Consider the following 13,255-nt stretch of genomic DNA (forward strand, 5'->3'; position numbering starts at 1 on the left):
CTTCTGAAGTCTGGCAAACGATTCCAAAGGATGATGCGCGAACTCGATAGAACCTGTCCGAAATTGCCGGTCGTGCCGAACCGACCGGCAGGTCAGAACCGGTTGTCGCGTGGGAAGCCGTTGGGGGGCATCCGCCCGGCGGCTCCACGCGCCGCGCGCCACGGCGTCAGATCGGCTTCGGTGCGGACCCGTCCCGTTTCACCGCCCATCGTCCAGCTAAGTCCATCGGCGAAGCGCAGCGTCCGCGCGTCCGACAGACCGCCATCCCGGAACCGCTGCAACTGTACCCCCTGCCCGCGCGCCATTTCGGCGAGTTCGGACAGCGGGAACAGCACCAGCTTGCGATTGTCGCCGATCGCGGCGACATAATCGTCTTCGGGCGCGATCGGCCGCACGACCTTCAACTTCGCGCCCGGCCGCGGTGCCATCACCTGCTTGCCCTTGCGCGTTTCGGCGAGCACATCGGCGACCCTGACCGCGAAGCCGCGTCCGTCGGTCGCTGCCAGCAGCAGCCGGTCCGACGTCGCCGCGCGCAACAGAGCGACGATCCGCGCATCGCCGTCGAGGTCGATCATTGCCCGCACCGGTTCACCGAAGCCGCGCCCGCCGGGCAGCTTGTCAGCACCCAGCGTGTAGAAACGCCCGCCATCGGTGGTCAGCAACAGCTTGTCGGTGGTGTGCGCATGGAAGGCGAAGGCCGGGCCGTCGCCCTCCTTGAACCGTGCGGTATCGGCGGAGGCGAGGTCGACATGGCCCTTGAGCGCCCGGACCCAGCCGCGTTGCGACAGGATCACGGTCAGCGGCTCGCGCTCGATCATCGCCTCGGCCGGGATTTCGCGCGCCGGTGCGGCCTCCTCGATCGCGGTGCGCCGCTTGCCCAGCAGGGTCTCGCTGCCATAGCGGTCGCGCATCTTCGACAGGTCGCGCTTCATCCGGGTGCGCTGGCGGGCTTCGCTCGACAGCAGCAGCGTCAGTTCGGCCTGCTCCTTCTCAAGCTTGGCGCGCTCGCCGCGGATTTCCATCTCCTCCAGCTTGCGCAACGATCGCAGCCGCATGTTCAGGATCGCTTCGGCCTGCCGGTCGGTCAGGCTGAACTCGGCGATCAGCACCGGCTTCGGCTCGTCCTCGGTACGGATGATCGCGATCACCCGGTCGAGGTTCAGATAGGCGGCGAGATAGCCGTCGAGCAGCTCGATCCGGTCGGCGATCTTGGCGAGCCGATGGTCGCTGCGGCGACGCAGGATGACGAACTGGTGATCGACCCATGCCTTCAACGCCTCACGTAGCGACATCACGCGCGGGGTGCGGTCCTTGTCGAGCACGTTGAGGTTGAGCGACACGCGCGATTCGAGATCGGTCAGCCGGAACAACCCGTCCATCAGCACCTGTGGATCGACGGTGCGGCTGCGCGGTTCGAGGACGATGCGGATTTCGGCATCCGATTCGTCGCGAACGTCGGTCAGGATCGGCAGCTTCTTGTCGTTGATCAGCGCGGCGATCTGTTCGATCAACTTGCCCTTCTGCACGCCGTACGGAATTTCGGTCACGACGATCTGCCAGCCGCCGCCCTTCTCCCGCTCGATCAGGTGACGGGCACGGACCCGGAAGCCGCCCCGACCCGTGGCATAGGCCTCGCGGATCGCGGCGGGCGGATCGGCAACGATACCGCCGGTCGGAAAGTCGGGACCGCGAACATGGGCAAGCACGGCCGCATCGTCCGCTTCGGGCTGGTCGACCAGGATGATCGCTGCCTCGAACAGTTCGGCGGCGTTGTGCGGTGGCACGCTGGTCGCCATGCCGACCGCGATGCCGCTGGCGCCATTGGCCAGCAGGTTGGGGAACATGCCGGGGAACAGCTCCGGCTCCTGCTCCTCGCCATTATAGGTAGGGCGGAAATCGATCGCGTCTTCGTCGAGGCCGGCCATCAGGTCGATCGCGACCTGGGTCAGCCGCGCCTCGGTATAGCGATAGGCGGCGGCGTTATCGCCATCGATATTGCCGAAATTGCCCTGCCCGTCGACGAGGGGATAGCGTAGCGCAAAATCCTGCGCGAGGCGGACCATCGCGTCATAGACCGACTGGTCGCCATGCGGATGATATTTGCCGATCACGTCACCGACGACGCGCGCGCACTTCTTGTAGCCCGATGCCGGGTCGAGCTTGAGCAGCCGCATCGCCCAAAGCAGCCGGCGATGCACCGGCTTTAATCCGTCGCGCACATCGGGCAGCGACCGGGCAGTGATCGTCGACAGCGCATAGACGAGATAACGCTCGGACAGCGCGCTGTCGAAGGGTGCGTCGAAGACGCCGATCGGCGTCGAAGGATCGGTCAGTTCACTTGCCATCGCGACCGCGATAGCAGGCGAACCGCGCTCCTGCGAGGGCCGAAATGGAACGAACCGGGATCAGGCGGCTTCGCGCCCCACCTTCGCCCCGTCCCGTTCCGGCTCGCCATCGGCCAGCGCGACGACATCGGCGACGATCGACTGCCATTCGGCGTCACCCATTTCCATCAGGCCGAACAGGCGCATCAGGAACGCGCCTTCCATCGCGAGGAACGCCAGCCGGAGGCGGCGGCCGCGTTCGCCGGCGACGTCGATCATGTCGACACGATCGCGATACCATTTGCGGACCAGCGTCATATGCTGCGGCGAATTGAGCAACGTCACCAGCAGGCTGGGCGCCCCGCGTCGCGACCGGTCGGCATAGTCGGCGGCATAATCGATATGCTTGCGCACCGCGCACGGGCCGGTAGGATCGCTAGCACCCAGTTCGGCGATCCGCTCCGCATATTCCTCCTGCCAGCGTTCGAACATCGCCGCGATCAGCGATTCCTTGCTGCGGAAACTATATTGCACGCCGCCATTGGTGATGCCCATCTGCTCAGCGACGGCGGCGATGGTCAGGCCGGCCGGCCCCTTCTCCAGCGTCACCGCCTCGGCGGCATCCAACAGCTTGTCACGCTCGATAGTACGAGTTCTACCCACGGTAACGCCCCTTTGCGGCAAGCAGATGCCCGCCATTCTCTTCCCCATTCCGTCCTTAGACCAAATTAATCCGCATGCGCGACGTTTATTATACGATTTTTTCCGTTTCGTACGTTCGCGACTTCCAACCGCTGGAAACCCCGTAATGAATGAACCCGTCTCTACCTGGACTCCAATGACCTGGCCGGACCTGACGGCACGACCGCGCGACGCGCCTGACCGATCGTTTCGTTATGGCACGGACCAACTGCAAATGGTGGATTTGTGGTTGCCACGCGGTGATCCCGCCGGACGCTGGCCGACGGTGCTGATGGTCCATGGCGGCTGCTGGCAGAGCGCGATCGCCGATCGACGGCTGATGGACTGGATCGCCGCGGACCTGCGCGCTGCCGGCATTGCCGTATGGAATATCGACTATCGCGGGGTTGACCGCGATGGCGGCGGCTATCCGGGAACGTTTCGCGATGCGGCGGCGGCGGCCGACCTGTTGCGTGACCATGCCGACGCCTGCCGGCTGGATGTCGAGCGGATCGTCGCGGTCGGGCATTCGGCGGGTGGGCATCTGGCGCTCTGGCTGGCGGCACGCCACCGTCTCCCGGCGCAAAGCCCGCTCGCGGCCGGTGATCCGTTGCCGATCGCGCATGTCGTCAGCCTCGGCGGGCTGCCCGATCTAGCCGCGGTCGAAGCCAGTCCCGACAATGGTTGCGGGACCGACGTCGTCGCGCAACTGGTCGGCGGCGACCGGCCGGACCGCTTCGCCGATACTTCGATCGTCGAACTCCTGCCGTTGCGGGTGCCGATCGACCTGATCGACGGCGCTCAGGACCGCATCGTTCCGGCACGAATGGCCCCTGATTTCGCTGCGGCAGCCCGGGCGGCCGGCGATCGGGTCGGGCAACATCGCATCGACGATACCGGTCATGTCGAATTGATCGCACCGGGAACGCCGGCATGGGCCGCCGCCAAAGGCGCGATCGACGCGGCGTTGTTCGCCTAGATCGCGCGCCGGTCCCGGTTCGCGCGACTGCGCGCACCCGCCGCCTGATTGCGCGCCCGGTCCCCTTCCGCTATGCGGCGGCTTTATTCACTGGCCGCCGAAACAACGGCGGCCGGGCAGTTTCGTCGAAGGGAATCGCATGGCTCGCCGCCGCCAGATCTACGAAGGCAAGGCAAAGATCCTGTACGAGGGTCCGGAACCGGGTACGCTGATCCAGTATTTCAAGGACGACGCCACCGCCTTCAACGCCCAGAAAAAGGGCACGATCAACGGCAAGGGCGTGCTGAACAACCGGATTTCCGAGCATGTCTTCACGCTGCTCGGCAATATCGGTGTGCCGACCCACTTCATTCGCCGGCTGAACATGCGCGAGCAGCTGATCCGGCAGGTCGAGATCGTGCCGATCGAGGTCGTCGTGCGCAACGTCGCCGCCGGTTCGATCAGCAAGCGGCTGGGGATCGAGGAGGGGCAACAGCTCCCGCGCACGATCATCGAATATTATTACAAGGACGATGCGCTCGGCGATCCGATGGTGTCGGACGAGCATATCCTGTGCTTCGGCTGGGCCGCGCAGGACGAACTGCACGAGATGGCCGACATGGCGATCCGGGTGAACGATTTCCTGTCGGGCATGTTCGCGGCGATCAATATCCGCCTCGTCGACTTCAAGCTCGAATTCGGCCGCATCTGGGACAATGACTTCAGCCGGATCATCCTTGCCGACGAAATCAGCCCCGATGGCTGCCGCCTGTGGGACATGACCACCAACGAGAAGCTCGACAAGGACCGCTTCCGTCGCGACCTGGGCGGCGAAGTCGAGGCGTATCAGGAGGTCGCACGGCGGCTGGGGCTGTTGCCGGAGGGTGCGGACTCGGCAGTGCTGGACCTCGAAACGCATCGCAAGAAGCGCGAGAAGTAAGGCTACCGCTCAGCCCGTCATCCCGGCGAAAGCCGGGATCCATGGACCCGCGACGCGAACGGTAGCGCACCGCATCGAGGTCACCCCGTCCGTGGATCCCGGCTTTCGCCGGGATGACGGTTGTCTTTCTGCGGTTACCCCCGCGCGAACAGCGCCGGGTCGAGCGCCATGACCGCATCCGCCCCGCCCTCGATCTTGCGCCGCAGCGCACCGGTATCGGGAATAATCCGCTCGGCATAGAAGCGCGCCGTCACCCGCTTTCCCTCGATGAACGCCGGATCGCCCTCGCCCGACGCGGCCAGCGCTTCGGCGGCGGTCAGCATCCGCAGCCACATCAGACCCGTCGCGACGATGCCCATGATGTGCATGTACGAATGCGCGCCCGCGCCGACATGGTTCGGGTTCTGCATCCCGTTGGCCATGAACCACATCGTCGCCGCCTGCAGGTCCTTCAGCCCCCGCTCCAGCCGTTCGGCGAAGTCGCGCGTCGCGTCCGAGCCCTTGGCGGTCGCGATCTCCTCTCCGACGATGCGGAAGAAATGCTGGATCGCCCGGCCGCCATTCTGCGCCAGCTTGCGCCCGACCAGGTCCATCGCCTGCACGCCGTTGGTGCCTTCATAGATCATCGCGATCCGGGCATCGCGGACATATTGCTCCATGCCCCATTCGGCGATGTAGCCATGGCCGCCATAGACCTGCTGCGCATTGGTCGCGACGTCATAGCCCTTGTCGGTGCCATAGCCCTTGATGACGGGGGTCAGCAGCGACACGAGATCGTCGGCCAATTCGCGGGTCGTCGCGTCTTCGCTCATATGCGCCAGATCGACCTGCAACGCACCCCACAGGCATAGCGCGCGCAAGCCTTCGGTCAGCGCCTTGCCCTCCATCAGCATGCGGCGGACATCGGGATGGACGAACAGCGTATCGGCCTTTTCCTCCGGTTGCGCCGGGCCGGTCAGCGCCCGCCCCTGCCGCCGGTCGCCGGCATAGATCACCGCGTTCTGATAGGCGGTCTCGGCAACCCCCAGCCCCTGCAAGCCGACGCCGAGACGCGCCGCGTTCATCATGATGAACATCGCGGCGAGCCCCTTCATCTCCTCGCCGACCAGCCAGCCCTTCGCCCCGTCATAGTTCATGACGCAGGTCGAATTGGCATGGATGCCCATCTTGTGCTCGATCGAGCCACAGGTAACCGGATTGCGCGCGCCCAGCGAACCGTCGTCGTTCACCAGGAACTTCGGCACCACGAACAGCGAAATCCCCTTCGAGCTTTCCGGCGCGCCCGGCGTCTTGGCCAGGACGAGGTGGATGATGTTGTCGGTCAGATCATGCTCGCCCGACGAGATGAATATCTTGGTGCCGGTGATCGCCCACGACCCGTCGTCGTTCGGCACCGCGCGCGTCTTGATGAGGCCGAGGTCGGTGCCGCATTGCGGCTCGGTCAGGTTCATGGTGCCGCCCCACTCGCCCGACACCATTTTGGGCACGTACATCGCCTGCTGTTCGGGCGAACCCTTCACCAGCAACGCGGCGATCGCACCATGCGTCAGCCCCGGATACATGGCGAAGGCCATATTGGCGGAGATCAGATACTCCTCGAACGCCGTCGCCACGACATGCGGCATCGCCTGCCCACCGAACTGTTCCGGCGCCGACAGCGTGCCCCAGCCCGACTCGACGAACTGGCGATAGGCGTCCTTGAACCCTTCGGGCGTCGTCACGCTGCCATCGGCATGGCGGGTGCAGCCCTGCTGGTCTCCCGAAGCGTTCAGCGGGAACAGCACCTCCGCAACGAATCGGCCGCCCTCTTCCAGCACCGCCTCGACCGTGTCGGGCGTGGCATTGGCGAAGCCGGGCAGCGCGGCGTGATCGCCGATCTTGAGTACATGGTCAAGGATGAAGCGGGTGTCGCGGACCGGCGGGGTATAGCTGGGCATCGGGTCAATCCTTCTCCGGGGATGCGCCCTCTGACGGGGCGGTCTGGTGCGGCAGCGCTTCGATCGTGGTCACGAAGTCGCTAAGTTCGGCGATGGCGGCGTCGATGTCGCGCCGCTGGTTTTCGAGCAGCGCGATCCGGTCGCGGCATTTCTGAACCGTCACCTGCCGCTGCACGACACGCCCGTCGCCGATATCGTACAGGTCGATCATTTCGCGAATGTCGGCGAGGCTGAACCCGACGCGCTTGCCGCGCAGGATCCATGCCAGCCGCGCCCGGTCGCGCTGCGAATAGATGCGGGCAAGGCCACGCCGTTCGGGCGCGATCAGCCCCTCATCCTCATAAAAGCGCAGCGCGCGGGCGGTCACGCCGAACTCACCGCACAGGTCGGTGATCGAGAAGCGATCGGCTTCGCCGGACGACTCGGACGATAAGGCGGTTGCAGCGACCATGACCGGTAGACTAGTTTACGTTGACGTGAACGTCAACTTTCGTCGGCCGGGAGAGATGGCGGCGGACATTCGGCCCGCTTGACCGGCTTGCGCTTCACCGCCGTCGTTGCGAATTCAGCGGCATCCAGCGCACCGTCACGCCCCTTGTCGGCGGCCGCGAATTTGGTCGTCGTCTTGACCGCCCACTCGTCGAAGCTCAGCCGCCCGTCGCCATTGGTGTCGAGCTTCGCATAGGCCTTGCGCCGCGACGCCAGATACTCGTCGCGGGTGATGCGGCCGTCGCGGTCCTTGTCATAGCGGTCGAACCGCTTCTGTTCGCGCGTACGCGCCGTTGCCGCGGGCGGGTCGGGCACTTCCGTTTCGGCGGTCTGGGCGGCAGCGTGCGGCGCAGGCGGTGGCGGCAGCTTCTCGGTGGCGGCGTCACCCCGGAACAGGAACAGTCCCGCCGCGACCAGCGCCAATGCCGACCCAACCCCGGCCAGGAACCGCCACATTACTCACCCCTTTGCTGCCCGCTCCCTGTATCGGACAGCCCCTATCGCCCGGCAAGTCCGAACCAAGCCAGCCGCGCCGCGCGCTTCGGCCCACCGGGTGTGACCTGTGCCAGATCGAGCCGGGCCGACAGCGCCATCAGCCCGAGCGACCGGGCAACCCCACGCAGCGGCGTCGCCAGTGCCGTATGGGCGAGCGCGCCTGCCGCCTCCGCAACGCTCCGGTCGTCGAGATGCTGCATCAGATCGGCAAGCGCCCAGCCCTGCCCCAGCGTCGCCGCCCGTCCGGCATCGCCGCCGAGGATCACCGCCGCCTGTCGGAACAATTGCCCGCCCCGCTCCGCCCCGAACCGGTGCAGCGCGTCGCGATCGAGCGTTTCCTCCTCGATCAACACTTCCCACCCCTCGACTATTTTCGCCAGCGCCGTACCGGTCACGCCGCGCGGCAACGCGTTCTCGGCAAGTGCGGTCAGCACCGGCATGGCCGGTGGCGGGGCATGGTCGAGCTTCGCCAGCTGCTCGCGCCACCATGCCAGCCGGATCTGTCCGATCGCAGGCTGGGTCGTGGTACGCACGACATCGGCCAGCGCGGCGTCGAGCGCGAGCAGCGCCGACAGCGCCGCCCGCCGTCCGTCATCCGGAGCGTAGGCAAGGGCGAGACGGCGTTCGGGATCGGTGTCCATGGCCATCGTCCCAAGCCGTGTCTTAACCGGGCGTCAACCCCGACCTGCGATGGAAATCAGGGGATTTGGGTTTCACGGTGTCGGCAGGACGGACGGGTACGGGATGAACGGGCGACGGCTTGGACGGTGTCCAGATGGCGTTCTGACGCGACTGGCGCGGGACCGCCGCGGCAACACGCTGGCCATGATGGCGATCGCGCTCATCCCCATCACCGCGCTCGGTGGATCCGGCGTCGATATCGCCCGGGTCTATATGGTCAAGAACCGCTTGCAACAGGCATGCGACGCGGGCGTCCTCGCCGGCCGCAAGTTTATGGACGACACCAAGGGCACGACGCTCGACGAAAAGGCGACCAAGCAGGCCAACGCGTTTTTCCTGAGCAACGTCGCCAATGGCTGGCTCGGCATCAACGACTCGAAGTTCACCCCGCGCCGCACGGGCGACAACCGCGTCGCCGGGGATGCGCAGGTAGTCGTGCCGATGACGATCATGAAAATGTTCGGCGCGCCGGACGTGACGCTGGCGGTCGCATGCGAAGCCCGTCTCGACATTGCCGATACCGACGTCATGTTCGTCCTCGACACCACCGGGTCGATGGCGTGCCTACCGAACGAGAACGAAGCGGACTGTGCGAAAAGCAACCCCGAGCAAACCAGCTACACCCGTCCCAGCAGTTCGACGGCCGATACGACGCCCGGCTATGCCGGCAGCACGGGCTATGCGCTGAAAGAGAAAAAGGGTTCGCGGATTGCAGCATTGCGGACCGCGGTCGTCGATTTCTACGATACGATGGAGGCCGCGAAGCAAGCGAACACGCGCATCCGCTATGGCTTCGTACCGTACGCGACGGGGGTAAATGCCGGTGCCGCGATCCGTGCGATGTCCGCCAGCTATCTGGTCGGCAGCAATGGGCACAACGACACCGCAACCTATGAGACCCGACATATCGTCGACGAATATCGGGTTCGCTCCTCCTCCGACAGGGTCAGAGTTTCGCAGGAGAGTTGCGAGGCATTCGTGCCGGTTCGGGATCCGGCGACCCGGCTGACCTTCGATTCAGAGGGCAACGCCACGCTCACGACGCGCGACTGGGACAGCGATCGCGAGCGCTGCACCGAGACGCGGTCCTCGCTGGGACCCATATGGGCATACGAACCTTATGCGCTCGATGTCAGCGACTATATTTCCGCCGCCTCGGCTCGCAATTCGACCAGGATCAAGCCCACCAATAACGCATGGCTAGGCTGTATCGAGGAAACCGACCGAAGCACCACCGGCTCGCGGCAGTTCGATGCAAACAGGCTCCCCCCCAATCTCGATCCTAGCCTGAAACCGTCGGGGCAGGACCGGTGGCAGCCACTATGGCCGGAAGTCGCCTATCATCGCTACTACAACAACGATAAGTACCGCGGCACGCTCTACGGCCGGGGCGAAATCAACGAAACATACTGGTTGGGCTCCGATCCCAATTCAAAGGCCGGCCTCACCAGTTGCGGCAAACCCGTGCAGCGGTTGTCAGCGCTGTCCCGGGACCAGGTACGGACCTATATCAACGCCGCCGACTTCGCGCCTTTGGGGGGCACCGAACACGATACCGGCATGCTGTGGGCACTCCGTTTGCTGTCGCGCGACGGGATCTTCGCCAGCGACAATGGCGGACAGGGCAGTCGCCCGGCTGCCAAGCAAGTCATCGTCTTCCTCACCGACGGCGAAATGAAACCCTATGACACGACCTACGGCCTCTACGGCATGGAGTTCTGGGATCGTCGCATCGCCGATGGCGACAGCGACCTGAAATCCTATCACAATGCCCGCTTCCTCGCCCTGTGCGACAAGGCACGGGCGATGGGCATCGACGTATGGACAGTTGCCCTTAGCATGGGCAGCACGGCCGAACTGAAAAGCTGTGCCTCCTCGTCGGATCAGGCATTGGCCACGACGTCGGGAACAGGGCTGTCCGACGCGTTCAAGAAGATCGCGAAGGCGGTCGCCATGCTGCGGATTTCGCGATGAGGATGCGTTCGCCTCGCCACCTGTATCGTGACCGTCGCGGCGTCAGCGTGATCGAATTCGCGCTGTTGGCACCGGTCCTGATGATGTTGCTCATGGGGCTCGGCGACCTGCTCTACCAACCCTATGTCCAAGCCATCCTCGACGGCGCCGTGCAAAAGGCCGGACGCGATTCGACGCTGGAGGAAAACGCGTCGGACCAGCGCGCGATCGACGATCAGGTAAAGGCCGCCGTCGGCAGCATCGCCAAGGACGCAACGTTCACGTCGTCGCGCGAAAGCTATTCGGCCTTCGCGCTGATCAAGCCTGAACCCATCCAGGACGCCAATGGCAACGGGCGGCTCGATTCAGGCGAATGCTTCGACGACATCAACGGCAACGGCACCTACGACACCAATCCGGCGCGCACCGGCCAAGGGGGCGCCGATGACGTCACCCGCTACACGATGCGCGTCGTCTATACCCGCCCGTTTCCGGTCGCGGAACTGCTCGGCTTCTCGCCGACCCTGACGATCGAGGCATCCACGTTGCTCAAGAACCAGCCCTATGCCCGGCAGACGGTACGATCGATACCGCGCGTGTGCCTGCCATGACCACGCCACCCCGAACGCTACCTCGACTGGGTTTCCGCGCCCTGCTTCGCGACCGGCGTGGCGTCGCGATGCTGGAATTCGCGCTCGGCCTGCCATTGCTTCTGGGCGTCGGCCTTTATGCCACCGAAACGGCCAACCTCGCGCTGACCACGATGCGCATCAACCAGATCGCCCAGAACCTTGCCGACAATGCCTCACGCGTCGGCGACATGAACAGCGACAGCATCAGGCAGTTGCGCGAGATCGATATCAACGACGTGCTTACCGCCACCCGCCTGCAGGGTGACCGGATCGAACTGACGACGCGCGGTCGGATCACCATCTCCAGCCTCGAACAAAATTCGGACGGGGTACAATATCTGCACTGGCAACGGTGCATCGGCCTGAAAAGCGGTTCGGACTATGATTCGAACTACGACCGCACCCATGGAACGATGGACCGTGACGACGGCATCGGCACAAACTGGTGGAATGGCGGAGTGCGAATGCCGAACGGCATGGGCGACCAGGATCCCAAGGTCCAGTCACCGGTCGGATCCGGGGTAATGTATATCGAAGTGAACTACGAATATCGCCCGATCGTCGGTACCGCGTGGCTACCTGGCGGGTCGGCACGCATCCATGCGACGGCGGCGTTCGTCGTGCGCGATCGGCGCAATTTCGATCAGATCTATAATCCGGACCCCGCCGCGCCGCGCTATTACTGCGATGCGTATAGCGCAACGTGACGGGGTCGATCGGGATCAGGCCTTGTAGGTGACCTTCTTCACCGCCGCCACGACCTTGTCGCTGGTGATGAGCGCCAGCTTTTCGAGGTTCGCGGCATAGGGCAGCGGCACGTCCTCGTTGGTGACGCGCAGCACGGGCGCGTCGAGGTCGTCGAAGCCCTCTTCCATCACCACCGCGGCGATTTCCGACGCGATCGAGCAGGTCGGCCAACCTTCCTCGACCACGACCAGCCGGTTGGTCTTCTTCAGCGACTTCAGCACCGTCTTGGTATCGAGCGGGCGCAGCGTGCGCAGATCGATCACCTCGGCATCAATACCCTCGCCGGCCAGCTTCTCGGCGGCTTCGAGCGCAAGGCCGACGCCGATCGAATAGCTGACGATCGTCACGTCCTTGCCCGGCTTCATGATCCGCGCCTTGCCGATCGGCAGGACAAAATCGTCGAGCTTGGGCACGTCGAACGAGCGGCCGTACATCAGTTCGTTTTCGAGAAAGACGACCGGGTCGGTCGAGCGGATCGCCGCCTTCAGCAGCCCCTTGGCATCGGCCGCGTCATAGGGTGCGATCACGATCAGGCCGGGGACGCTGGCATACCACGGGCCGTAGTTCTGCGAATGCTGCGCACCGACGCGGCTCGCCGCGCCGTTGGGACCACGGAACACGATAGGACAGCGCATCTGGCCGCCCGACATGTAATTGGTCTTGGCGGCCGAATTGATGATGTGGTCGATCGCCTGCATGGCGAAGTTGAACGTCATGAACTCGATGACCGGGCGCAAGCCGCCCATCGCCGCACCGGTACCGATACCGGCAAAGCCATATTCGGTGATCGGCGTGTCGATGACGCGACGGTCGCCGAACTCCGCGAGCAGACCCTGCGTGACCTTATACGCGCCCTGATATTCGGCGACTTCCTCGCCCATCACGAACACACGGTCGTCGGCGCGCATTTCCTCGGCCATCGCGTCGCGCAGCGCGTCGCGGACCGTGGTCTTGACCATCTCGGTCCCTTCCGGGATTTCCGGGCTGGTCTCGCCTTCCTGATCGGCGGCATCGAACAGCTGGCGGGCGCCGGTTTCGGCATGCTGCTGCGACGTGCCTTCGGGCGTCGGCGGCGCCTTGTCGTCATTCTTTTCGTCGGCCTTAGGCGTCGCGGCGGCGGCATCGCCGGCACGCGCCTCGGTCGGCTGTGCCGACTTGGCGGCGTCGACGTCTTCGCCTTCGCCCGCCAGGACCGCGATGACCGCGCCGACCTTCACGTTATCGGTGCCTTCGGCGATCAGGATTTGCGCGATCGTGCCCTCGTCGACGGCTTCGAATTCCATCGTCGCCTTGTCGGTCTCGATCTCGGCCATGATGTCGCCCGACTTAACCGTGTCGCCTTCCTTGACGAGCCACTTGGCCAGCGTGCCTTCTTCCATCGTGGGCGACAGCGCCGGCATCTTCAGTTCGATCGGCAT

At 64.9% G+C, this 13,255-nt stretch carries 12 protein-coding genes; 5 read left to right on the forward strand and 7 right to left on the reverse strand.

Annotated elements, in window-relative coordinates; all coding sequences use genetic code 11:
- Nucleotides 1-92: 92 nt before the first annotated feature.
- Together parC and AAIO73_RS02575 are read right to left on the reverse strand one after the other, a co-directional pair.
- Complete coding sequence (gene parC, locus AAIO73_RS02570; protein ID WP_345876021.1) at nucleotides 93-2,345, reverse strand: DNA topoisomerase IV subunit A; 2,253 nt, start codon at nucleotides 2,343-2,345, stop codon at nucleotides 93-95.
- A gap of 60 nt (nucleotides 2,346-2,405) precedes the next feature.
- The gene (locus AAIO73_RS02575) at nucleotides 2,406-2,987 is read right to left on the reverse strand and encodes a TetR/AcrR family transcriptional regulator (RefSeq protein ID WP_345876023.1); all 582 of its coding nucleotides are present in this window, start codon (nucleotides 2,985-2,987) and stop codon (nucleotides 2,406-2,408) included.
- A gap of 175 nt (nucleotides 2,988-3,162) precedes the next feature.
- Between AAIO73_RS02575 and AAIO73_RS02580 the strand changes: the two genes are divergently transcribed.
- Nucleotides 3,163-3,984 (forward strand): alpha/beta hydrolase family protein, encoded by an 822-nt coding sequence (locus AAIO73_RS02580; RefSeq protein WP_345876025.1) that lies wholly within the window; start codon nucleotides 3,163-3,165, stop codon nucleotides 3,982-3,984.
- Between the two features lie 139 nt (nucleotides 3,985-4,123).
- A complete protein-coding gene (purC, locus tag AAIO73_RS02585; protein ID WP_055755990.1) occupies nucleotides 4,124-4,903 on the forward strand; it encodes a phosphoribosylaminoimidazolesuccinocarboxamide synthase in 780 nt (259 codons plus the stop codon).
- 134 nt (nucleotides 4,904-5,037) lie between these two features.
- On the opposite strand, the gene AAIO73_RS02590 is transcribed toward purC, so the two are convergent.
- The 4 genes from AAIO73_RS02590 to AAIO73_RS02605 are packed head-to-tail and all read right to left on the reverse strand — an operon-like array spanning nucleotide 5,038 to nucleotide 8,471.
- Nucleotides 5,038-6,840 carry an acyl-CoA dehydrogenase C-terminal domain-containing protein gene (locus AAIO73_RS02590; protein ID WP_345876028.1) on the reverse strand — a complete coding sequence of 601 codons (1,803 nt, stop codon included), beginning with the start codon at nucleotides 6,838-6,840 and terminating at the stop codon, nucleotides 5,038-5,040.
- 4 nt (nucleotides 6,841-6,844) lie between these two features.
- Nucleotides 6,845-7,291, reverse strand: coding sequence for a MerR family transcriptional regulator (locus tag AAIO73_RS02595; RefSeq protein WP_345876029.1), 447 nt, complete (start codon nucleotides 7,289-7,291; stop codon nucleotides 6,845-6,847).
- Nucleotides 7,292-7,323: 32 nt separating this feature from the next.
- Complete coding sequence (locus AAIO73_RS02600) at nucleotides 7,324-7,785, reverse strand: EF-hand domain-containing protein (RefSeq protein ID WP_345876030.1); 462 nt, start codon at nucleotides 7,783-7,785, stop codon at nucleotides 7,324-7,326.
- Nucleotides 7,786-7,826: 41 nt separating this feature from the next.
- Nucleotides 7,827-8,471, reverse strand: coding sequence for a squalene/phytoene synthase family protein (locus AAIO73_RS02605; protein WP_345876031.1), 645 nt, complete (start codon nucleotides 8,469-8,471; stop codon nucleotides 7,827-7,829).
- Nucleotides 8,472-8,568: 97 nt separating this feature from the next.
- Between AAIO73_RS02605 and AAIO73_RS02610 the strand changes: the two genes are divergently transcribed.
- From AAIO73_RS02610 to AAIO73_RS02620, 3 genes are read left to right on the forward strand one after another with little or no spacing between them, the layout of a single operon-like run.
- Nucleotides 8,569-10,479: a TadE/TadG family type IV pilus assembly protein gene (locus tag AAIO73_RS02610; protein ID WP_345876033.1), complete on the forward strand. Its 1,911-nt coding sequence runs from the start codon at nucleotides 8,569-8,571 to the stop codon at nucleotides 10,477-10,479.
- Nucleotides 10,476-11,069, forward strand: a complete 594-nt coding sequence (locus tag AAIO73_RS02615; RefSeq protein WP_345876035.1) for a TadE/TadG family type IV pilus assembly protein — start codon at nucleotides 10,476-10,478, stop codon at nucleotides 11,067-11,069. The genes AAIO73_RS02610 and AAIO73_RS02615 overlap by 4 nt, the downstream gene beginning before the upstream one ends.
- Nucleotides 11,066-11,797: a histidine kinase gene (locus AAIO73_RS02620; protein WP_345876037.1), complete on the forward strand. Its 732-nt coding sequence runs from the start codon at nucleotides 11,066-11,068 to the stop codon at nucleotides 11,795-11,797. The genes AAIO73_RS02615 and AAIO73_RS02620 overlap by 4 nt, the downstream gene beginning before the upstream one ends.
- 15 nt (nucleotides 11,798-11,812) lie before the next feature.
- On the opposite strand, the gene AAIO73_RS02625 is transcribed toward AAIO73_RS02620, so the two are convergent.
- Complete coding sequence (locus AAIO73_RS02625) at nucleotides 11,813-13,255, reverse strand: pyruvate dehydrogenase complex E1 component subunit beta (protein WP_345876039.1); 1,443 nt, start codon at nucleotides 13,253-13,255, stop codon at nucleotides 11,813-11,815.

The organism is Sphingomonas epibiotica, from assembly GCF_039615155.1.
Lineage (GTDB): Bacteria > Pseudomonadota > Alphaproteobacteria > Sphingomonadales > Sphingomonadaceae > Sphingomonas.

Coding starts and splice junctions, on each gene's coding strand:
- AAIO73_RS02600 (WP_345876030.1), bottom strand. CDS start 7,785: ATGTGGCGGTTCCTGGCCGGGGTTGGGTCGGCATTGGCGCTGGTCGCG.
- parC (WP_345876021.1), bottom strand. CDS start 2,345: ATGGCAAGTGAACTGACCGATCCTTCGACGCCGATCGGCGTCTTCGAC.
- AAIO73_RS02610 (WP_345876033.1), top strand. CDS start 8,569: ATGAACGGGCGACGGCTTGGACGGTGTCCAGATGGCGTTCTGACGCGA.
- AAIO73_RS02580 (WP_345876025.1), top strand. CDS start 3,163: ATGACCTGGCCGGACCTGACGGCACGACCGCGCGACGCGCCTGACCGA.
- purC (WP_055755990.1), top strand. CDS start 4,124: ATGGCTCGCCGCCGCCAGATCTACGAAGGCAAGGCAAAGATCCTGTAC.
- AAIO73_RS02590 (WP_345876028.1), bottom strand. CDS start 6,840: ATGCCCAGCTATACCCCGCCGGTCCGCGACACCCGCTTCATCCTTGAC.
- AAIO73_RS02625 (WP_345876039.1), bottom strand. CDS start 13,255: ATGCCGATCGAACTGAAGATGCCGGCGCTGTCGCCCACGATGGAAGAA.
- AAIO73_RS02605 (WP_345876031.1), bottom strand. CDS start 8,471: ATGGCCATGGACACCGATCCCGAACGCCGTCTCGCCCTTGCCTACGCT.
- AAIO73_RS02595 (WP_345876029.1), bottom strand. CDS start 7,291: ATGGTCGCTGCAACCGCCTTATCGTCCGAGTCGTCCGGCGAAGCCGAT.
- AAIO73_RS02620 (WP_345876037.1), top strand. CDS start 11,066: ATGACCACGCCACCCCGAACGCTACCTCGACTGGGTTTCCGCGCCCTG.
- AAIO73_RS02615 (WP_345876035.1), top strand. CDS start 10,476: ATGAGGATGCGTTCGCCTCGCCACCTGTATCGTGACCGTCGCGGCGTC.